This window comes from Streptomyces sp. P3 (assembly GCF_003032475.1).
In the GTDB taxonomy this organism is placed as follows: domain Bacteria; phylum Actinomycetota; class Actinomycetes; order Streptomycetales; family Streptomycetaceae; genus Streptomyces.
The window spans coordinates 4,515,059-4,535,462 of sequence record NZ_CP028369.1 but is presented as its reverse complement, the minus strand read 5'-3'; the positions used below and the strand labels follow the sequence as shown (position 1 = coordinate 4,535,462).

Genomic DNA, 20,404 nt, shown 5'->3' with positions numbered 1-20,404 from the left:
ATCGTCCCCGCCTACGCTGGAGGTCATCAGCCCCTGCACGGAAGGGGGCGCCCCCATGGCCTCCCCATCGAAGGCGGGCACGGCTCTCGCCGCGCTCCGCGAGGATCTGGTCGGCGACGTGTTCGCCCCGCAGGACCCGGGCTACGACGACGCCCGGACCGTCTTCAACGCGATGATCGACCGGCGGCCGTCGGTGATCGCCCAGTGCGTCGACGAGGACGACATCGTCCGGACCGTCCGCTTCGCCCGCGACCTCGACCTGCCGATCGCGGTGCGCGGCGGCGGGCACAGCGTCGCCGGCATGGCTCTGGGCGACGGGGCCGTGGTGGTGGACCTGCGTCATCTGCGCGCCGTCGACGTCGATCCCGCCGCCCGGACGGTACGCGTCGCGGGCGGGGCCACCATGAGCGACCTGGACCGCGCCTGCGAGCCCCACGGTCTGGCCACGACCGGTGGCCGGGCCTCCACCACCGGCGTCGGCGGATTCGTCCTCGGCGGCGGCACGGGCTGGCTGGACCGGTGCCACGGGCTGGCCGTGGACAACCTGCTGAGCGCCGAACTGGTGACCGCCGAGGGCCGGCGGGTGCGGGCGAGCGCCGACGAGCACCCCGACCTCTTCTGGGCCCTGCACGGCGGCGGAGGCAACTTCGGCGTCGCCGCCTCGCTCACCCTGAGGCTGCACGAACTGCCCGGGTTCTCCATCGCGCTGCTGCTGTACCGGCCCGAGTACGGCCCCGAGGCCACCCGCACCTACCGGGACGTGATCGCCGCGGGCCCCGACGAGGCGAGCGGCGCGGTGCTGTATCTCACCGGCCCGCCCGAGGAGTTCGTCCCGCCGCAGCTGGTCGGCTCACTGCTGTGCGGGGTGCTGCTGACCTACGCGGGGGCGGAGGAGGACATGCGCAAGCTGGCCGAACCGCTGCTGGCGCTGCCGCACGAGTCGGAGGTCGTCGGGGCCATGCCCTACGCCGACGTCCAGTGCATGATCGACGATCCGCCCGGGATGCGGAACCACTGGTCCGCGGAGTACCTGACGGGCGCGCCGGACGACTTCGTGGACGTCTACTGCGGGCTCGGGGAGTCCCTGCCGGTGCCGACGGGCACCATGCACGCGCTGTTCCCGCAGGGCGGAGCGATCGCCGCCGGCCCGCACGAGTACCCCGTGCCCTACCGTGACGCGCCCTGGGGCTTGCACCCCTTCGGGCTGTGGGCGGACCCGGCGGACGACGCCCGGTGCGAGCAGTGGGTGCGGGACGTGCGGGCCGGGGCGCAGCCGTGGAGCACGGGCGCGGTCTACCTGAACTTCATCGGCGACGAGGGCGCCGACCGGGTCGTGGCCGGCGTGGGCGCCGAGAACGCCCGGCGGCTCGCGGATCTGAAGCGGCGCTACGACCCGGACAACGTGTTCCGCTTCAACCACAACATCAGGCCGGCCTGAGCGCCGTCAGGGTCCGCTGCCCCGCCGGGTCGCCGTCGGTGGCCGGGACGAGCGCGATCTCGTCGAGGCCCGTGCGGGCGTGGTCGTCGATCCGGGCGCGCACGGCGTCCAGGTCGCCGACCAGGCCGACGGTGGCGGCGGCCGCCGCCGGCCGGGCCCGCACCGGGGCGGCGGGCACGGGCGGGCGGTCGGGCAGACGAGGACGGGGCACGGACAGCGGCGGGTGCGTGGGCGGGTGTCCGCCGCGTGACCCGCGGATGTTGCCGGGGCGTCCACGCAGGTAGCGTCCGTCGCATGGACAGCCGCACGGACCACCGTTTCGACAGCCGCAGTGCCGGTATCACCGTGCAGCGTGCGCTGGAGCTGCCCGGCCTGCGCAGCGGGCTCCCGGAGATCGTCGCGGGCGGGGACCGGCTGGGCCGCACGGTGCGCTGGGTGCACGCCGGCGAGGTCCCGCACATCGCCTCCCTGCTCAAGGGCGGCGAGCTGCTGCTGACGACCGGATACAGCCTCGGCACCCGCCCGGCCGAGCAGCGGGCGTTCGTGCGGACCCTGGCCGAGCGGGGCATCGCGGCCCTGGTGATCGAGCTGGGCCCGCGCTTCGCCCGGCTGCCCTCGGCCCTGGTGGAGACCGCGCGGGCGACCGGCCTCCCCCTGGTCCAACTGCACCGGGAGGTGGCGTTCGTGACGGTCACGGAGGAGATCCACACCGAGATCGTCAACGGCCACCACGCGCTGCTCCAACGCGCCGAGGAGGTGCACCGTCGCTGCACGGAGGCCCTGCTCGGCGGCGGCGGGATCCCGCAGGTGCTGGGCGTCCTGGCGGACTTCGCCGGCAATCCGGTGTTCCTGGAGACGCCCGACGGCCAGCTGCTGTACGCGGCCGGCGAGGGGCCGCAGGGAGCTGATCCGCTCCAGGTGTGGGAGGGGCTGCGCGGCCCGCACAAGGACGCGCCGCCGCCCGCCGGCTCTGTGCTGGTGGACGTGCCCGGGGGCGGGGCGGGGGCGGGTTCGGTACGCGCCCGGCTCGTGCTGCTGCCCGTGCGCGCGGCCCTCGCACCGGTGCACCGGATCGCCGCCGACCGGGCGGCCGGGATCCTGGCCGTGGTGCTGATGCAGGCCCGCCAGGAGGAGGAGCTCGCCGCGCGCGGCCGGGGCGACTTCCTGACCGACCTCGCCGAGGGCCGGATCGCCGAACAGGACGCTCCGGCGCAGGCGCGCGTCCTCGGGTTCCGGCCCGGCGCGGGCCCGTTGCTCCCGGTCGTCATGCGGCTGGGCGACGGGATCTCCCCGGGGGCGGGCTGGGCGGTGCTGGCCCGGGCGGTCGCCGAGGAGCTGACGTCGGTGGGCGTGCCGGTGCTGCTGGGCGTGCGGCCGGTGGAGGGCCGGGTACCGGTGCTGCTGGGCCTGCGCGCGGAGGCGGACCGCCCGACGGTGGCGGACCGGGTCGCGGCGGCGCTGCGGGCGGGTGTGGAGCGGGCCGGGATGCAGCGGCCGGGGGCGCGGCCGCCCGTGGTCGTCGTCGGGGTGGCGGGCAGCTGGGCGGCCGCCTCGGCGGGACTGCGGCACGCGGCCGAGACGGCGACGGCGGCGCAGGGTCTGCCGGACCGTCCCTGGTACGACGCCCGTCGCCTGGACATCGACCTGCTGCTGTGGCGGTTGCGCGGCCACCCGGACCTCGCGGCCTTCGTCGACCGGGCGATCGGCCCGGTCCGCGACCACGACCGCCGCTCCAAGCCTTTGCTGCTGCCGACCCTGGAGACCTACCTGGCCCATGCCGGACGCAAGGCGGAGACGGCCCGCGAACTGCATCTGAACCGCCAGACGCTCTACAACCGCCTCGCCCGCATCGGCGAGTTGCTCGGCACCGATCTGGACGACCCGCAGACGGTCCTGGCGTTGAGCCTTGCCCTGCGGGCGCGCAGGCACCTGCCCTGACGGTCACGGGTGACCGGTGACAGTCGACCGGTCACCCGTGACCGATGTCAGATCATGGGCCGGGGCTGCGTCAGCTCGTCGTAGACGCTGAGGACCTGGGCGACGGTCTCGTCCTCGGTGGGCCAGGTGGCGGTCTGCCGGGTGCCGAGGTCCCGCAGCCGCTCGCACCGTTCGGGATCGCCGAGCAGGCGTACGACGGCGGCGGAGAAGGCGTCCGCGTCGCCGGCGGGCACCAGTTCCGCCGCGTCCCCGACGAGTTCGCGGACACCGCCGGTCAGCGTCGCGACGAGCGGCACGCGGGCGTGGAGGGCCTCCTGCGCCAGGACGGACCGCGACTCCCCGCCGCCGGGCAGGAGCGCGAGGTCGGCGGCGGCGAGCAGCTCGCTCGCGTCGCCGCGCCGGCCGAGCAGGCGGACCGGCAGTTGCTCGTCCTCGATGCGGCGTTGGAGCTCCGCCCACTGCGGGCCCTCGCCCGCGATCACGACCAGGGGCGTGCAGTCGAGCCGGCGCCACGCGCGGGCGGCGTCCAGCAGGAGGCCGTAACCGCGGTGACGGTCCAGGGAGCCGACCGCCATGAGCAACGGGCGGCCGACGGCGCCCAGTTCGGCTCTCAGTTTGGAGGCCGGCAGCTCCGCGGCCTCTTCCTGGTGTTCGTACCGGCGGGGGCCGGGCAGCGCCGCGGCGGCGAGCCGCGCGTCACGGGCTCCCGTGCGCCGGGCGCGGTCGACGAGGTCGGAGGTGGTGCCGAGGACGACGGCGGCCGTCCTCGCGACCCGGCGCTCCATCAGCCGCAGCAGGTGGGCGCGGGCGCCCTCGGCGTGCGCGCGGTTGTGCCAGGTGACGACGAGCGGGGTGGTGCGGCCGCTGAGTGCGAGGACGGCCCGGAAGGAGGCGTGCAGTCCGTGCGCGTGGACGAGGTCGGCGCCGGTGCAGGCCGCGCGGAGCGCCGCCACCGACCCCGGATCGCTGCTGCGCGGCACGTGCACGTGTTCGACGCCGACATCGGTGAAGCCGTAGGCGTGATCCGCTTCGACGGGGGCGCACACCGTCACCCGCACGCCCCGCGCGACGAGCCCCGCTGCCAGGGAGCGCACATGTGCGCTGCTGCCGGCATTGCCTCCGCCGAGCACCTGGACGGCGCGCAGCGACGACTGGCCGTACGGCGAGGGGCTGCTCACGTGGCCGGGGCTCCTGGTTCGGCGTCGGACGGTCACGGGGAAACGTACAGAGGGACCGCGGGCGGAGGGGTGGACCGCTGACGTTCCTCCACGTACTACGCCCCAGGATGCCAGCACCCACCCATGTTCCGTGTCCTGGAGCCTCACGACGACGGGTCACCCACCCCTCCCTGTCACCCACACGGGTGAAGAGAACCGCACATCCGTTCGCGCCGCCGACCCGAACGGCGACCGGACCGCGCCTGTCGCTCTTCGGCAGTCCCGGCCCCGCCGCTACCCGTCCCCCCTGGCGGTGGCGAGGAGCTCCTCCGCGTGGGCACGGGCCGTCTCGGAGTCCTCCTGGCCGGCGAGCATGCGCGACAGCTCGCGGATGCGCTCCTCGCCCTCCAGGACCTTCACCCCGGACCGGGTCACCGTGCCGTCGTTGGTCTTCTCCACCAGCAGCTGCCGGTCGGCGAACGCCGCGACCTGCGGAAGGTGGGTGACGACCACGACCTGCGCCGTCCTCGCGAGCCGCGCCAGCCGCCGGCCGATCTCCACGGCCGCCTTGCCGCCGACGCCCGCGTCGACCTCGTCGAAGAGATACGTCGGAACCGGGTCCGTCCCCGCGAACACGACCTCGACGGCCAGCATCACCCGTGACAGCTCACCGCCGGACGCTCCCTTGGCGATGGGCCGCGGCGGCGCGCCCGGGTGCGGGGCGAGCAGCAGCTCGACCTCGTCCACGCCGGCCGGCCCGTAGGCGACGGGACGTCCGCCGACCTCGACGCCCTCCGGGTCCTCGGTCTGCCGGATCGCGAAGGACACGCGCGCGTGCGGCATCGCCAGCGACGCCAGCTCCGCGGTCACCGCGGCGGCGAACTGCTCGGCGGCCTCCGTTCGGGCGTCCGTCAGCGCCTGAGCCAGGCCGCCCAGTTCGGCTCGCAGGACGTCCCGCTCGGCGGTCAGCTCGTCGATCCGTTCGTCGTCGCCGTCCAGTTCGGTGAGCCGGGAAGCGCTCTGCTCGGCCCAGGCGAGGACGGAGTTCACGTCCTGCCCGTACTTGCGGGTGAGCGCGGTGAGCGCGGCCCGCCGCTCCTCCACGGCCGACAGCCGCAGCGGATCGGCGTCGAGGTCCTCCGCGTACCCGGCCAGTTCCCCGGCCACGTCTCCCAGCAGAATCCCGATCTCCCCGATCCGGTCGGCGAGCGCCGCCAGCGCCGGATCGTGCGACCTGACGGCCTCCAGGGCTCGCTGCGCGCCCGCGACGAGCGTGGCCGCGTCGATGCCCTCGGGGTCCTCGGGATCGGCGGCGAGAGCGGCGTGGGCGGCCGTCGCGGCAGAGGACAGCGCCTCCGCGTGCCCGAGCCGCTCGGCCTCCTCCGCGAGTTCCACGTCCTCGCCGGCGCGCGGCTCGACGCCGGCGATCTCCTCGAGCCCGAAGCGCAGCATGTCGGCCTCCTGGGCCCGCTCGCGCGCGCGTGTGACGATCTCCTCCAGCTCGCCTGCCACCGACCGCAGCCGCCGGTAGGCCTCCGTGTACTTGGCGAGCGGCACGGTCACCGCGTCGCCCGCGTACCGGTCGAGCGCCTGTCGCTGCCGGGACAGCTTCAGCAGCCCCTGCTGGTCCGTCTGCCCGTGCACGGCCACCAGCTCGTCCGCGAGCTCGGCGAGCACGCCCATGGGTACGCTCCGCCCGCCCACGTGCGCCCGGGACCGCCCTTCAGCGGAAACGGTACGGCTGATGAGCAGCGCCCCGTCGTCGAGTTCGGCCCCGGCCTCCTCGGCCCGGACGACCACCGAGGAGTCGGCGGGCAGGGCGATCCGCCCCTCGACCACCGCCTTCTCCGCGCCGATCCGCACGAGCGCGGGGTCGGCACGCCCGCCCAGCAGCAGCCCGAGGCTGGTGACGACCATGGTCTTGCCCGCGCCCGTCTCGCCCGTGACCGCGGTGAACCCCGGCGACAGCTCGACGACCGCGTCGTCGATGACTCCGAGCGACCGTATCCGCATCTCCTCCAACACGGGGAAGACCTTACGAGGTCCGGCGGCAGAAGTGCGAGGCACCCTGTCACCCGCGCGGGTGGAGATGACCGATGCGCGTACGACAGCGACCGGCCGCTCACTCTCCGCGGCCGCCGCCGGACCACTGCGGATCGCGCCGGACCCGCCGCGCCTTCAGTGCCGCGCCCCGCGCCACCCGGACACCGGCAGCGCGAACTTCGCCACGAGACGGTCGGTGAAGGACGCGTGGTGCAGCCGCGCCAGCCGTACCGGCACCGCGCCCCGCCGCACCTCGACCCGGGCCCCCGGGGGCAGCTCGAAGGTCCGCCGCCCGTCGCACCACAGGACGCCGGGCGGGATGTGCGGCAGCAGTTCCACGGCCAGGACCGAGTTCGGCGAGGTCACCAGGGGCTTGGCGAACAGCGCGTGCGCGCTGATCGGCACCATCAGCAGGGCCTCGACCTCGGGCCACACCACGGGACCGCCGGCCGAGAACGCGTACGCCGTGGAACCGGTCGGGGTCGACAGGACGATGCCGTCGCAGCCGAACCCGGTGACCGGCCGCCCGTCGATCTCCAGCACGACCTCCAGCAGCTTCTCGGCACCGGCCTTCTGCACCGCCGCCTCGTTCAGCGCCCAGTCGGTGTGCACGATGTCGCCGTTGCGGTGCACGATGACGTCGACGGTCATCCGCTCCTCGACCTCGTACGACTTCGTCACCACCCGGTCGACGACCTTGTCCAGGTCGTCCCGCTCGGCCTCCGCGAGGAAGCCGACGGAGCCGAGGTTGACGCCGAGCATCGGCACCCCGGAGGCCCGCGCGAACTCCGCGCCGCGCAGCAGCGTGCCGTCGCCGCCCAGCACGATCAGCAGCTCGCACCCCTCGAGGCACTGCGGCGTGGCCTCGGAGACCAGCTCCACCTCGTCCGGCAGCGGCAGGTCGGCGGCCTCGTACTCGAGGACACGCACCCCGATGCCCTCACGCAGCAGCCCCTTGACGACCAGCTCGGCACTGCGGATGGCCGCCGGCCGCCCGGTGTGGGCGAGCAGGAAAACAGTACGAGCTCGGTTCACGGTCACCGCGGCCCCTCCGCAACTGCACGGTCGACGTCGGCAGGGTCCAGGACAGGAGCCCCGGCCCGAAGCCACAGAAAATACTCCACATTGCCCGACGGCCCGGGCAGCGGACTGGCGGTGACACCCTGCACCCCGAGTCCCAGCTCCCACGCCTTGCCGGCCACCCCCCGCACGGCTTCCGCCCGCAGTTCGGGACTGCGCACGACGCCCCCGCTGCCGAGCCGTTCCTTCCCCACCTCGAACTGCGGCTTGACCATCATCACCAGGTCCGCGTCCGGTCCGGTGCACCGTGCCAGGGCGGGCAGCACCAGCCCCAGCGGGATGAAGGACAAGTCCCCCACGACAAGATCCACAGGCTCCCCATCGATCGCTTCAAGCGTCAACTCGCGTACGTTCGTACGGTCCTTGACGGTGACGCGTTCATCGCTCCGCAGAGACCAGGCGAGTTGTCCGTATCCGACGTCGACGGCGACCACGTGCGCGGCCCCGGCCCGCAGCAGCACGTCCGTGAACCCGCCGGTCGAGGCTCCGGCGTCCAGCGCCCGCCGGCCCTTCACCACGAGTCCGCGCGGCACGAAGGTCTCGAGCGCGCCGGCCAGCTTGTGGCCGCCGCGGGACACGTAGTCGGGGTCGTCGGCGTCGGTGGAGACGACGATCGCGGCCGCCGTCTCCACCTGTGTGGCCGGCTTGGTCGCGACGGTCTTGCCGACGGTGACCCGCCCGGCGGCGATCAGCTGCCCGGCGTGCTCGCGCGAACGCGCGAGCTTGCGGCGTACCAGCTCCGCGTCCAGACGGCGACGTGCGACTCCTGCCACGTTCGGTTCAGCTCCTGTGTTGTCCGTACGGCGATTCGGGGGCGAGACCGGAGGGTCTCATCCGGGGGTGACGGTCGGACGACCGACGGGACCCGCAGGCCCCGGGCGGGCGTCGAGCGCGGTGAGCGCGTCGCGCAGCCCCCGGTGTACATCCTCGTACACCTCGAGGTGTCCGTCGGTGGCGAGGTGATCGGCGTCGGCCAGCCGTTCCAGGTGCGCGTCCGCCTCGGCGTGACCGGTGGGGGTGCGCGGCACGCCCAGCGGGGCGGGGGCGGCCGGGTCGTGCTCCGGCTCCCGCTCGGCCGGGTCGTGCTCCGGCTCCCGCTCCTCGGGCGTGGCCTGTGCCTGCGGCTCCGTCCCCGTCTGCGGCACTGTGTCGCTCATGCCCAGACGCTACCCCGAACGTCTGGGGTACCGTCGGTCGCCATGGCCACGATCGAGGAGTGCCGCGCCGCACTCGAGAAGCTCTCGGACAACATGAGCCGCGCCGAAGGGGACGTCGGGGCGGCCGCGGCCCTGGACCGTTCGGTGAGCTGCCGGATCACCGACCTCGACGTCACGTTCGTCGGCCGGATGACGGCAGGCCGGATCACGGTCCACGACACCCTGCAGGGCCCCCCTCGGCAGAAGGCCGAGATCCGGCTGACCATGACCGGCGACGACCTGGTCGCGCTGGTCGCCGGCGAGCTGAACTTCGCCAAGGCGTGGGGCTCCGGGCGGGTCAAACTCGAGGCCGGACTGCGTGACCTGTTCCAGCTCAGGAAACTCCTGTAGCGACCGCCGAAGCCTCTGCGGCGGCGACGGCCCGTCCGGCCTGCGCCCGCGCCTTGCGCGCCGCCGGCACCACCAGCGGCGTCCCCGTCTCCGGATCGTCGATGACCTGGCAGCGCAGCCCGAAGACCGCCTCCACCAGGTCGGCCGTGACGACCTCGTCCGGGGTGCCCTGCGCGATGACCTCGCCGCCCTTCAGCGCGATCAGATGGGTGGCGTACCGGGCCGCGTGGTTGAGGTCGTGCAGCACGGCCACGAGCGTGCGCCCGTGCTCCTCGTGCAGCTCCGCGCACAGGTCGAGGACGTCGATCTGGTGCTGGATGTCGAGAAACGTGGTCGGCTCGTCGAGCAGCAGCAGCGGGGTCTGCTGGGCGAGGGCCATCGCGATCCACACCCGCTGTCGCTGACCGCCGGACAGCTCGTCGACATACCGGTCGGCGAGCTCGCCGACCCCGGTCCGCGCCATGGACTCGCGCACGACCCTCTCGTCCTCGGCCGACCACTGGCGCAGGATCCCCTGGTGCGAGTAGCGGCCCCGTCCGACGAGGTCGGCGACGGTGATCCCGTCGGGTGCGACGGACGACTGCGGCAGCAGCCCCAGCGTCCGCGCGACCTTCTTCGCGGGCATCGACTGGATGACCTGCCCGTCGAGCAGCACCCGCCCCCGGTGCGGCTTCAGCATCCGCGACAGCGCCCGCAGCAGCGTCGACTTGCCGCAGGCGTTCGGACCGACGATCACCGTGAAGGACTGGTCCGGTATCTGCACCGACAGCTCTTCGGCGATGACCCGCTGGTCGTAGGCGAGGGTGACGTTCTCGGCGGACAGGCGGTTCACGATGCTCCTTCGGTCGTCCGGCCCATGGTCTTCCGGGGCGGGAGTGCTCATATCCGGCCCGCCCGGCGCTCGGTGACGAGGAGCCACAGCAGGTACACCCCGCCCAGCACGCCGGTGACCACGCCCACGGGCAGCTGTCCCGCACCGAAGAGCCGCTGCGCGGCCAGGTCTGCGGTGACCAGCAGAGCGGCGCCCATGCACAGGGAGGGCACGAGGTTCGGTCCGGGCGAGCGGGTCAGGCGCCGGGCGAGCTGCGGTGCGGTGAGCGCCACGAAGCTGACGGGACCCGCGGCCGCGGTGGCAGAGGCGGTGAGCAGCACCGCCGCGACCATCATCACCAGCCGTACCCGCTCCACCCGCACCCCCAGAGCGTGGGAGACGTCGTCGCCCATCTCCGTCATCCGCAGCCCGCGCGCGTGGGCGAGGACGAGCGGCACGAGCACGCAGGTCAGCGCGAGCAGTGGCCACACCTGCTTCCAGTCACGGCCGTCGAGGGTGCCGGTCATCCACACGATGGCGCGCGCCGCGTCGACGAAGTCGGCCTTGGTCATCAGATAGCCGTTGACCGCCGTCGCGACGGCCGAGACACCGATGCCGACGAGCACCAGCCGGTACCCGTGCACCCCCCGCCGCCACGCCAGCAGGTAGATGAGGGCCCCGGTCACCAGGCCTCCCACCAGCGCGCCGACGGTCACCTGGGTGGCGCTGCCGGAGAACAGCACGATCATCACGAGCGCGCCGGCCGTCGCCCCCTGCCCGAGCCCCAGCACGTCGGGGCTGCCCAGCGGATTGCGCGAGACGGCCTGGAACAGGGCTCCGCCGAGCCCGAGCGAGGCGCCGACGAGCAGCCCCACGAGGACCCGGGGCAACCGCAGTTCGTCGACGACGAACTCCTGCCCGGCGTCGCCGTGGCCGAGCAGCGTCCGAACGACGTCACCCGACGAGATCGGGAAGTCCCCGGTGCCGATCAGCACCACGCTCGCGGCGAGCGCGGCCACCACCAGCAGCACGACGACGACGAGCGCCCGCAAATCCAGCCGGACGGACAGCCCACCCGGCCCGCGCAGCGCACGGGGGCCCCGAGAGGTCTGCCGCGCGGGCTTGTCGGCGGGCTTGTTGGCGGGCTTCTGCGGGGTCTCTTGTGCGGTCTTCACAGTTGGGCCGTCCTGCGCCGTCGTACGAGAAAGACGAAGACCGGGCCGCCGATGATCGCGGTCACGATGCCCACCTGGACCTCCGACGGGCGGGCCACGACCCGGCCGACGACGTCCGAGCCGAGCAGCAGCACCGGCGACAGGACCGCCGCGTACGGCATGATCCAGCGCAGGTCGGGGCCGGTGAACGAGCGGACGACGTGCGGGACCATCAGGCCGACGAACACGATCGGCCCGCAGGCGGCGGTCGCGGCGCCGCTCAGCACGGTCGCGGCGAGCATCGACAGCGCCCGGGTGCGGGTGAGGTCGGCGCCTAGCGCCCTCGCCGTGTCGTCGCCCATGGCCACGGCGTTCAGCGGCCGGGCGAGCACGAACGCGAGCAGCGTGCCGACCACCAGGAAGGGCAGCACCTGCCGGACGGTGCCCTCGGTCGCCGAGGACAGCGAGCCCACGGTCCAGAAACGCATCCGGGCGAGCGCCGCGTCGTCCATGATCATCACGGCCTGGAGGTAGCCGTAGAGGGCGGCGCTGATCGCGGTGCCGGCGAGCGCGAGCCGCACCGGTGTGGCCCCGCGGCTGCCGCCGAGGAACCAGACCAGCGCACCGACCGCCGCCGCGCCGAAGAACGCGAACCACACATAGCCGTTGAGGCTGGTGACGCCGAAGAAGGTGATGGCGGTGACGACGGCCGCCGACGCGCCCGCGTTGATGCCGAGCAGCCCGGGGTCGGCCAGCGGATTGCGCGTCAGCGCCTGCAGCACGGCCCCGGACAGACCGAGGGCGGCCCCCACGAGCAGCCCCAGAACGGTCCGCGACAGCCGCTCGTCGACGACGACGTCCGCGTACGTCCCCGAATCCGCGAACAGCCCGTGCCAGACCTGTGCGACCGACAACTCCTTGGCGCCGACGGCGATGCTCGCCACCGCCACCAGCAGGAGGAGCACCAGGGCGGCGAGGAGCCCCGCGGCCCGCGACGCCGCCCGCCGGCTCGGGGGCGCGGCGGCGGTCTGCGCACGCTGTCCGGGAACACTGTCGACCAACACCCGGTTAGGTTAGCCTACCCTCCCATCACCTTCGGGAGCCGGTGTCACAGTCCCAGCCGCGCCAGCGCCTTGCCGGCGTCCAGCTGGCAGACCCCTGCACCCGCAGCCGACCAGGCCGCCGCGCACAACGCCCGCAGCCCGTCCAGGTTTTCGCCCTCCCCCGACAGCTCCAGTCTTTCGGCGCCCGCAGCCGCCGTCCACCCGCCGCAGCGGAAACCCCCGCCGTCCGCGGTGACCTCGGGCTGCCCGGTGAGCATCCCGCGCAGGTCGCGGTCCACGTATGTCGGCCGGTGCTGCGGTGGCGCGGCGAGCAGCTGCGCCCCGTCGGTGACTCCGGTGAGGACGAGCAACGAGTCGACCTCCCCGTTGAACGCCCCCTCGATGTCCGTGTCGAGCCGGTCCCCGACGACCAACGGCCGCTCCGCGCCCGTCCGCAGGATCGTCTCCCGGTGCATCGGGGGCAACGGCTTCCCCGCCACCTGCGGCTCGGCGCCGGTCGCGATCCGCACGACCTCGACCGCCGCACCGTTGCCCGGCGCGATCCCCCGCCCACTGGGAATCGTCAGATCCGTGTTGGACGCGAACCACGGCACCCCGCGCGCGACCGCGTACGACGCCTCCGCGAACCGCCCCCACGTCAGATCGGGCCCGCCGAAGCCCTGCACCACGGCCGCCGGATCGTCGTCCGCCGACTCCACGGGCACGAGTCCGCGTTCCCGCAGTGCGACCCGCAGGCCCTCCCCGCCGATCACCAGCACCCGCGCCCCCGCCGGTACCTGCTCGCTGATCAGCCGCGCCACCGCCTGCGCCGAGGTGATGACGTCCTCGGCGCCCGTCGGTATCCCCAGCTCCGTGAGATGTCCGGCTACCGCGTCGGGTGTGCGCAGCGCGTTGTTGGTGACATAGGCGAGCCGCATGCCCCCCGCGCGCGCGGTGGCCAACGACTGGACCGCGTGCACGATCGCGTTCCCGCCCGCGTACACCACCCCGTCGAGATCGAGCAGCGCCGTGTCGTACGCCTCGCTCAGGGCCTGCCCACTGGCCTCGGGCCTCGTCCTGACGCTTCGGCTCATTCCGCATCGCTCCTCGTTCGCTCCGCTTTCCCCCGATCATCCCGCATGCCGCCGACACACGTACGATGCCGGGATGAACTCAGCAGGTCACTCGGAAGCGACGGCGCCCCGAGGCCTGGAACTCACCCCGTTCCGAGGCCTGCGCTACGACCCCGACCGGGTCGGCAGTCTCGCCGCCGTCACCTCCCCGCCGTACGACGTCGTGGTCCGCCCCGACGGCCTGCACCACCTCCAGGACGCGGACCCGTACAACATCGTCCGGCTGATCCTCCCTCAGGCCACCACCCCCGAGGTCCGCAACGAACAGGCGGCCGGCACCCTGCGGCGCTGGCTGGCCGAGGGCGTCCTCGCGGCGGACGCCGAGCCCTCCCTGTACGTCTACGAACAGCGGCACGCCGACGGCATGCTCCAGCGCGGTCTCATCGGCAACCTGCGCCTCTCGGATCCGTCGGAGGGCACCGTCCTCCCCCATGAGGACGTCATGCCGCACGTCGTCGCGGACCGCGCGGCGCTGATGCGCGCCACGCACGCGAACCTCGAGCCGCTCCTGCTCACGTACCGGGGCGGCGGCGCCGCGACGGAGGCGGTCGACCGCACGGCCGCCGGCCCCCCGCTGCTGTCGACCACCACGGACGACGGCTACAGCCACCGCCTCTGGGCGATCACGGACCCCGCCGAGACGGCCCGTGTCCAGGCAGACCTCGCGCACCACCAGGCCCTCATCGCCGACGGCCACCACCGCTGGGCGACCTACCTGCGTCTCCGCACGGAACACCCTTCGCCCAGCCCCTGGGACCAGGGTCTGGTCCTTCTGGTCGACACCGCCCGCTACCCCTTGCGCGTCCGCGCCATCCACCGTCTCCTGCACGGCCTGCCGGTCGCCGATGCCCTGTCCGCGCTCGCGGGCCGGTTCCGCGTCCGCCGCCTGGACGTCTCCCTCCCGGAGGCCCTCGACGCCCTCGCGGACGCCACGGCGGCGGGCAACGCGTTCCTGCTGGCGGGCGACGACGCCTTTCACCTCGTCGACCGCCCCGACCCCGCCCTCCTCGACCGCACGGTTCCGGCCGACCGCCCCGGGGCCTGGCGCACCCTGGACGCGACGGTCCTGCACGCCACGCTCCTGGCGCACATATGGCACGTCCCCGAGGACGACCCGGCCCGCATCGCCTACATCCACGACACGGCGGCCACGGTGCGCAAGGCCCGACGCGACGGCGGCACGGCGGTCCTGCTCCACCCCGTCCGCGAGGAGGTCGTCCGCGACCTGGCCCGGCAGGGCGTCATGATGCCCCGCAAGTCCACGTCCTTCGGCCCCAAGCCGGCCTCGGGCCTGGTCCTGCGCGCCCTGGACGTCTGAGGACAAGCGTGCCCTGAACGCACGAAGGGGCGGGACCCGGTGCCCCGGATCCCGCCCCTTCTCGCTGTCACCGGCGCGCGTGCACGTCAGTCCTCGTCACGGTCGTCCGGGCGGTCCGCCTTCTCCGCAGCGGCGTCCGCGTCATCGGTGTCATCGGTCTCGTCCGCCGCCGCCTCGACGACAAACTCGTCGGTGTCCTCGTCGGTGTCGCCCTCGCTCTCGTCGAGAGCGTCGACGAAGTCCACCCCGTCCAGCTCGGCGAGCCGGTCGGAGGCGTCGGTGCTGCCGTCCCGGTCCGCTTCCACGGCCTTGGCGAACCACTCGCGCGCCTCGCCCTCACGCCCTGCGGCGAGCAGCGCGTCGGCGTACGCGTACCGCAGCCGCGCGGTCCACGGCTGGACGGCGCTGGAGGCCAGCTCGGGGCTCTGCAGCGTCACGATGGCCGCGTCCAACTGCCCCATGTCACGCCGGGCGCCGGCCGCGACGAGCCGCATCTCCACCTGTCCGGCCTTGTCGAGCTTGTGCACCTCGGGAGCACCGGCCATGTCCAGGGCCTTCTCCGGCCTGCCGAGCCCACGCTCGCAGTCGGCCATGACGGGCCACAGCTCCGCACTGCCGGTCATCCGCCGCGCGGCCCGGAACTCGGCGAGCGCCTCGCTGTACTTCTGGTTGGCGTACGCGGCGAACCCGCCCGCCTCCCGCACCGCGGCGACCCGCGACGCCAGACGCAAGGCGATCTTGGAGTACGCGTAGGCCCGCTCGGGGTCCTCGTCGATCAGCCGCGCGACCATCACCAGGTTCTTCGCGACATCTTCGGCGAGCGTCTTGGGCAGGCTCAGCAGCTCCTGCCGCACGTCCTTGTCGATCTCATCACCGGTGACGTCCTCCGGAATCGGCAGCCGCTTGATCGGCTCCCGGTCCCGGTCCCGGTCGTCGCGGAAACGGCTTCCGTCACCCTGCCGGTCGTCCCGGCCACGGAAACCGCCGCCCGGCCGCCCACCGCGGTCGTCACGACGGGGGCCCCGGTCGTCCCGCCCGCGGAACCCACCGCGCTCCCCACCACGGTCGTCCCGCCGGCCGGACCCACCACGGTCGTCCCGCCGGAAGGCCGGACGGTCCCCACGGTCATCACGACGCTCGTCACGCCGGTCGTCCCGACGGAACGGGGGTCGATCGGAGCCGCGGTCGTCACGACGGTCATCACGCCGGAAGGCCGGACGGTCCCCACGGTCGTCCCGCCGGAAGGCGGGACGGTCCCCACGGTCGTCACGCCGGTCATCACGCCGGAAGGCCGGACGGTCTCCACGGTCGTCCCGCCGGAAGGCGGGACGGTCCCCACGGTCGTCACGCCGGTCATCGCGACGGAAGGCCGGACGGTCCCCACGGTCATCACGACGGTCGTCACGCCGGTCGTCCCGACGGAACGGGGGTCGATCGGTGCCGCGGTCGTCACGACGGGGGGCGGGCCGGTCGCCACGGTCGTCCCGACGGAACGCCGGACGGTCACCACGGTCGTCCCTGCGCGGCCCACGGTCACCTTCACGCCGGTCGTCCCGACGATCGTCCCGCCTGCCGAAGCCACCACGGTTGTCGTCGCGACGGAAGCCACCGCGGTTGTCGTCACGCCGATCGTTGTCACGGCGGAAGCCGCCACGGTCACGATCGCCCTCGCGGGGGCCGTCTCGACGGTCGTCGCGGCGGAACGGGGGTCGGTCGCCGCCGCGGTCGTCACGACGGGGGGCGGGCCGGTCGCCACGGTCGTCCCGACGGAACGCCGGACGGTCACCACGGTCGTCCCTGCGCGGCCCACGGTCACCTTCACGCCGGTCGTCCCGACGATCGTCCCGCCTGCCGAAGCCACCACGGTTGTCGTCGCGAGGGAAGCCACCACGATTGGCGTCGCCACGCTCGCCACGGTCGGCGGAACTCCGGTCGTCGCGACGGCCGTTGCTCGCACGGTCGTTGTCGCGACGGAAGCCGCCTCGCTCACCACGGAAGCCGCCTCGCTCACCACGGTTGGCGCCGCGGTCACCGCGGTCCCCACTGTCCCGTCGCCGCTGGTCGCGCTCCGGTCGGTCGTCGGGAGAGTTGGTGGACATCGGTGACTCCTGTCTTCGGTACCGCAAACATTGTAAAAACAAAAGGACCCCTGGTCCCAGCTGAACGCTGGGACCAGGGGTCCTTCCAAAGATTGTTCGGCGGTGTCCTACTCTCCCACAGGGTCCCCCCTGCAGTACCATCGGCGCTGTAAGGCTTAGCTTCCGGGTTCGGAATGTAACCGGGCGTTTCCCTCACGCTATGACCACCGAAACCCTAATGGTTTCGAGCGAACAAGCACACTTTTCACTTGTTTCGAGCTCTTACCGGCAACAGTCGTTGCCTCAGAACTAACACAGTGGACGCGAGCAACTGAGGACAAGCCCTCGGCCTATTAGTACCAGTCAGCTTCACCCATTACTGGGCTTCCACATCCGGCCTATCAACCCAGTCGTCTACTGGGAGCCTTACCCCATCAAGTGGGTGGGAATACTCATCTCGAAGCAGGCTTCCCGCTTAGATGCTTTCAGCGGTTATCCCTCCCGAACGTAGCCAACCAGCCATGCCCTTGGCAGAACAACTGGCACACCAGAGGTTCGTCCGTCCCGGTCCTCTCGTACTAGGGACAGCCCTTCTCAATATTCCTGCGCGCGCAGCGGATAGGGACCGAACTGTCTCACGACGTTCTAAACCCAGCTCGCGTACCGCTTTAATGGGCGAACAGCCCAACCCTTGGGACCGACTCCAGCCCCAGGATGCGACGAGCCGACATCGAGGTGCCAAACCATCCCGTCGATATGGACTCTTGGGGAAGATCAGCCTGTTATCCCCGGGGTACCTTTTATCCGTTGAGCGACGGCGCTTCCACAAGCCACCGCCGGATCACTAGTCCCGACTTTCGTCCCTGCTCGACCCGTCGGTCTCACAGTCAAGCTCCCTTGTGCACTTACACTCAACACCTGATTGCCAACCAGGCTGAGGGAACCTTTGGGCGCCTCCGTTACTCTTTAGGAGGCAACCGCCCCAGTTAAACTACCCATCAGACACTGTCCCTGATCCGGATCACGGACCCAGGTTAGACATCCAGCACGACCAGACTGGTATTTCAACGACGACTCCACCTGAACTGGCGTCCAAGCTTCACAGTCTCCCAGCTATCCTACACAAGCCGAACCGAACACCAATATCAAACTGTAGTAAAGGTCCCGGGGTCTTTCCGTCCTGCTGCGCGAAACGAGCATCTTTACTCGTAGTGCAATTTCACCGGGCCTATGGTTGAGACAGTCGAGAAGTCGTTACGCCATTCGTGCAGGTCGGAACTTACCCGACAAGGAATTTCGCTACCTTAGGATGGTTATAGTTACCACCGCCGTTTACTGGCGCTTAAGTTCTCAGCTTCGCCACCCCGAAGAGTGACTAACCGGTCCCCTTAACGTTCCAGCACCGGGCAGGCGTCAGTCCGTATACATCGCCTTACGGCTTCGCACGGACCTGTGTTTTTAGTAAACAGTCGCTTCTCGCTGGTCTCTGCGGCCACCCCCAGCTCGAGGAGCAAGTCCTCTCACCAAGCGTGGCCCCCCTTCTCCCGAAGTTACGGGGGCATTTTGCCGAGTTCCTTAACCATAGTTCACCCGAACGCCTCGGTATTCTCTACCTGACCACCTGAGTCGGTTTAGGGTACGGGCCGCCATGAAACTCGCTAGAGGCTTTTCTCGACAGCATAGGATCATCCACTTCGCCACAATCGGCTCGGCATCAGGTCTCAGCCTTGATGTGTGACGGATTTGCCTATCACACGGCCTACACCCTTACCCCGGGACAACCACCGCCCGGGATGGACTACCTTCCTGCGTCACCCCATCACTCACCTACTGCAAGTCTGGTCCGTCGGCTCCACCACTTTCCATTCCCCGAAGGGTCCGGAACGGCTTCACGGACTTAGCATCGCCTGGTTCAATGTTTGACGCTTCACAGCGGGTACCGGAATATCAACCGGTTATCCATCGACTACGCCTGTCGGCCTCGCCTTAGGTCCCGACTTACCCTGGGCAGATCAGCTTGACCCAGGAACCCTTAGTCAATCGGCGCACACGTTTCTCACGTGTGAATCGCTACTCATGCCTGCATTCTCACTCGTGAACCGTCCACAACTACCTTCCGGTGCTGCTTCACCCGGCACACGACGCTCCCCTACCCATCACGATCCCCGTTGGGGGTATATATCGCAATGACACGACTTCGGCGGTACGCTTGAGCCCCGCTACATTGTCGGCGCGGAATCACTAGACCAGTGAGCTATTACGCACTCTTTCAAGGGTGGCTGCTTCTAAGCCAACCTCCTGGTTGTCTCTGCGACTCCACATCCTTTCCCACTTAGCGTACGCTTAGGGGCCTTAGTCGATGCTCTGGGCTGTTTCCCTCTCGACCATGGAGCTTATCCCCCACAGTCTCACTGCCGCGCTCTCACTTACCGGCATTCGGAGTTTGGCTAAGGTCAGTAACCCGGTAGGGCCCATCGCCTATCCAGTGCTCTACCTCCGGCAAGAAACACACGACGCTGCACCTAAATGCATTTCGGGGAGAACCAGCTATCACGGAGTTTGATTGGCCTTTCACCCCTAACCACAGGTCATCCCCCAGGTTTTCAACCCTGGTGGGTTCGGTCCTCCACGAAGTCTTACCTCCGCTTCAACCTGCCCATGGCTAGATCACTCCGCTTCGGGTCTTGAGCGTGCTACTGAAACGCCCTGTTCGGACTCGCTTTCGCTACGGCTACCCCACCCGGGTTAACCTCGCAACACACCGCAAACTCGCAGGCTCATTCTTCAAAAGGCACGCAGTCACGAGATACGTGCAAGCACGTATCCGACGCTCCCACGGCTTGTAGGCACACGGTTTCAGGTACTATTTCACTCCGCTCCCGCGGTACTTTTCACCATTCCCTCACGGTACTATCCGCTATCGGTCACCAGGGAATATTTAGGCTTAGCGGGTGGTCCCGCCAGATTCACACGGGATTTCTCGGGCCCCGTGCTACTTGGGTGTCTCTCAAACGAGCCGTTGATGTTTCGACTACGGGGGTCTTACCCTCTACGCCGGACCTTTCGCATGTCCTTCGCCTACATCAACGGTTTCTGACTCGCCTCACAGCCGGCAGACTGTGAAAGAGAGATCCCACAACCCCGAATGCGCAACCCCTGCCGGGTCTCACACGCATACGGTTTGGCCTCATCCGGTTTCGCTCGCCACTACTCCCGGAATCACGGTTGTTTTCTCTTCCTGCGGGTACTGAGATGTTTCACTTCCCCGCGTTCCCTCCACATACCCTATGTGTTCAGGTATGGGTGACAGCCCATGACGACTGCCGGGTTTCCCCATTCGGAAACCCCCGGATCAAAGCCTGGTTGACGGCTCCCCGGGGACTATCGTGGCCTCCCACGTCCTTCATCGGTTCCTGGTGCCAAGGCATCCACCGTGCGCCCTTAAAAACTTGGCCACAGATGCTCGCGTCCACTGTGCAGTTCTCAAACAACGACCAGCCACCCATCACCCCCAACCTGAGCTGGAGTTCACTGGGGCCGGCATCAGAAGGACGACCTCACGGCCATACCCTCAGACACCCAACAGCGTGCCCGGCACCCCCGCCACTCATGATCAGCTTTCCACGCTCCGAAGAGCAGTACTTGCAGCCCGAGATGACTGAGA

At 70.8% G+C, this 20,404-nt stretch carries 16 protein-coding genes and 2 rRNA genes; 4 read left to right on the top strand and 14 right to left on the bottom strand.

Translation table 11 applies throughout. From position 1 onward, the window contains the following. Positions 1–55 precede the first annotated feature (55 nt). A complete protein-coding gene (locus C6376_RS20415; RefSeq protein WP_107444751.1) occupies positions 56–1,438 on the top strand; it encodes an FAD-binding oxidoreductase in 1,383 nt (460 codons plus the stop codon). Here C6376_RS20415 and C6376_RS20410 read toward each other — a convergent pair. Then, positions 1,425–1,616 (bottom strand): hypothetical protein, encoded by a 192-nt coding sequence (locus C6376_RS20410; protein ID WP_254076001.1) that lies wholly within the window; start codon positions 1,614–1,616, stop codon positions 1,425–1,427. The genes C6376_RS20415 and C6376_RS20410 overlap by 14 nt on opposite strands. A gap of 116 nt (positions 1,617–1,732) precedes the next feature. Here C6376_RS20410 and C6376_RS20405 point away from each other — a divergent pair, with 116 nt between their 5' ends. Next, entirely contained in the window at positions 1,733–3,376 is a 1,644-nt protein-coding gene (locus tag C6376_RS20405) for a PucR family transcriptional regulator (RefSeq protein ID WP_107444750.1), read from the top strand. 47 nt (positions 3,377–3,423) lie between these two features. Here the strand turns inward: C6376_RS20405 and C6376_RS20400 are convergent, their stop codons facing one another. The 5 genes from C6376_RS20400 to C6376_RS20380 form a co-directional block, all read right to left on the bottom strand. Further along, positions 3,424–4,554: a glycosyltransferase family 4 protein gene (locus C6376_RS20400; protein WP_173985689.1), complete on the bottom strand. Its 1,131-nt coding sequence runs from the start codon at positions 4,552–4,554 to the stop codon at positions 3,424–3,426. Positions 4,555–4,827: 273 nt separating this feature from the next. Continuing rightward, complete coding sequence (recN, locus tag C6376_RS20395) at positions 4,828–6,546, bottom strand: DNA repair protein RecN (RefSeq protein WP_107444748.1); 1,719 nt, start codon at positions 6,544–6,546, stop codon at positions 4,828–4,830. A 165-nt stretch (positions 6,547–6,711) separates the two neighbouring features. After that, on the bottom strand, positions 6,712–7,617 hold the full coding sequence (locus tag C6376_RS20390; RefSeq protein WP_107444747.1) for an NAD kinase: 906 nt from the start codon (positions 7,615–7,617) through the stop codon (positions 6,712–6,714). Then, positions 7,614–8,429: a TlyA family RNA methyltransferase gene (locus tag C6376_RS20385; RefSeq protein WP_107444746.1), complete on the bottom strand. Its 816-nt coding sequence runs from the start codon at positions 8,427–8,429 to the stop codon at positions 7,614–7,616. The genes C6376_RS20390 and C6376_RS20385 overlap by 4 nt, the downstream gene beginning before the upstream one ends. Before the next feature lie 57 nt (positions 8,430–8,486). Further along, positions 8,487–8,813 (bottom strand): hypothetical protein, encoded by a 327-nt coding sequence (locus C6376_RS20380; RefSeq protein WP_107444745.1) that lies wholly within the window; start codon positions 8,811–8,813, stop codon positions 8,487–8,489. Between the two features lie 42 nt (positions 8,814–8,855). Between C6376_RS20380 and C6376_RS20375 the strand changes: the two genes are divergently transcribed. Then, positions 8,856–9,203, top strand: coding sequence for an SCP2 sterol-binding domain-containing protein (locus tag C6376_RS20375; protein WP_107444744.1), 348 nt, complete (start codon positions 8,856–8,858; stop codon positions 9,201–9,203). Here C6376_RS20375 and C6376_RS20370 read toward each other — a convergent pair. The 4 genes from C6376_RS20370 to C6376_RS20355 all read right to left on the bottom strand — a co-directional run bounded on the left by C6376_RS20370 (position 9,187) and on the right by C6376_RS20355 (position 13,305). Continuing rightward, positions 9,187–10,086 carry an ABC transporter ATP-binding protein gene (locus tag C6376_RS20370; RefSeq protein WP_107444743.1) on the bottom strand — a complete coding sequence of 300 codons (900 nt, stop codon included), beginning with the start codon at positions 10,084–10,086 and terminating at the stop codon, positions 9,187–9,189. The two genes, C6376_RS20375 and C6376_RS20370, sit on opposite strands and share 17 nt — an antisense overlap. Then, positions 10,083–11,102 (bottom strand): iron chelate uptake ABC transporter family permease subunit, encoded by a 1,020-nt coding sequence (locus C6376_RS20365; RefSeq protein ID WP_254076394.1) that lies wholly within the window; start codon positions 11,100–11,102, stop codon positions 10,083–10,085. Before C6376_RS20365 ends, C6376_RS20370 begins: the two co-directional genes overlap by 4 nt. Before the next feature lie 83 nt (positions 11,103–11,185). Beyond that, positions 11,186–12,232 (bottom strand): iron ABC transporter permease, encoded by a 1,047-nt coding sequence (locus tag C6376_RS20360; protein WP_107444741.1) that lies wholly within the window; start codon positions 12,230–12,232, stop codon positions 11,186–11,188. Positions 12,233–12,276: 44 nt separating this feature from the next. Then, positions 12,277–13,305: an HAD hydrolase-like protein gene (locus C6376_RS20355; RefSeq protein WP_107444740.1), complete on the bottom strand. Its 1,029-nt coding sequence runs from the start codon at positions 13,303–13,305 to the stop codon at positions 12,277–12,279. 73 nt (positions 13,306–13,378) lie between these two features. Between C6376_RS20355 and C6376_RS20350 the strand changes: the two genes are divergently transcribed. Continuing rightward, positions 13,379–14,662, top strand: a complete 1,284-nt coding sequence (locus C6376_RS20350; RefSeq protein ID WP_107444739.1) for a DUF1015 family protein — start codon at positions 13,379–13,381, stop codon at positions 14,660–14,662. An 86-nt stretch (positions 14,663–14,748) separates the two neighbouring features. Here the strand turns inward: C6376_RS20350 and C6376_RS44725 are convergent, their stop codons facing one another. The 4 genes from C6376_RS44725 to C6376_RS20330 form a co-directional block, all read right to left on the bottom strand. Continuing rightward, positions 14,749–15,516 carry a tetratricopeptide repeat protein gene (locus C6376_RS44725; protein WP_216825597.1) on the bottom strand — a complete coding sequence of 256 codons (768 nt, stop codon included), beginning with the start codon at positions 15,514–15,516 and terminating at the stop codon, positions 14,749–14,751. Continuing rightward, a complete protein-coding gene (locus C6376_RS46425) occupies positions 15,498–16,850 on the bottom strand; it encodes a hypothetical protein (RefSeq protein ID WP_216825596.1) in 1,353 nt (450 codons plus the stop codon). The genes C6376_RS44725 and C6376_RS46425 overlap by 19 nt, the downstream gene beginning before the upstream one ends. Before the next feature lie 5 nt (positions 16,851–16,855). Next, positions 16,856–16,972 (bottom strand): 5S ribosomal RNA (gene rrf, locus C6376_RS20335). Positions 16,973–17,073: 101 nt separating this feature from the next. Then, positions 17,074–20,195, bottom strand: a 23S ribosomal RNA gene (locus C6376_RS20330). Between the last annotated feature and the right edge of the window lie 209 nt (positions 20,196–20,404).

What these genes read in the sequence shown, in the direction of transcription:
- C6376_RS20370 (WP_107444743.1), bottom strand. Translation starts at nt 10,086, where the DNA reads ATGAGCACTCCCGCCCCGGAAGACCATGGGCCGGACGACCGAAGGAGC.
- C6376_RS20375 (WP_107444744.1), top strand. Translation starts at nt 8,856, where the DNA reads ATGGCCACGATCGAGGAGTGCCGCGCCGCACTCGAGAAGCTCTCGGAC.
- recN (WP_107444748.1), bottom strand. Translation starts at nt 6,546, where the DNA reads ATGCGGATACGGTCGCTCGGAGTCATCGACGACGCGGTCGTCGAGCTG.
- C6376_RS20380 (WP_107444745.1), bottom strand. Translation starts at nt 8,813, where the DNA reads ATGAGCGACACAGTGCCGCAGACGGGGACGGAGCCGCAGGCACAGGCC.
- C6376_RS20355 (WP_107444740.1), bottom strand. Translation starts at nt 13,305, where the DNA reads ATGAGCCGAAGCGTCAGGACGAGGCCCGAGGCCAGTGGGCAGGCCCTG.
- C6376_RS20405 (WP_107444750.1), top strand. Translation starts at nt 1,733, where the DNA reads ATGGACAGCCGCACGGACCACCGTTTCGACAGCCGCAGTGCCGGTATC.
- C6376_RS20350 (WP_107444739.1), top strand. Translation starts at nt 13,379, where the DNA reads ATGAACTCAGCAGGTCACTCGGAAGCGACGGCGCCCCGAGGCCTGGAA.
- C6376_RS20415 (WP_107444751.1), top strand. Translation starts at nt 56, where the DNA reads ATGGCCTCCCCATCGAAGGCGGGCACGGCTCTCGCCGCGCTCCGCGAG.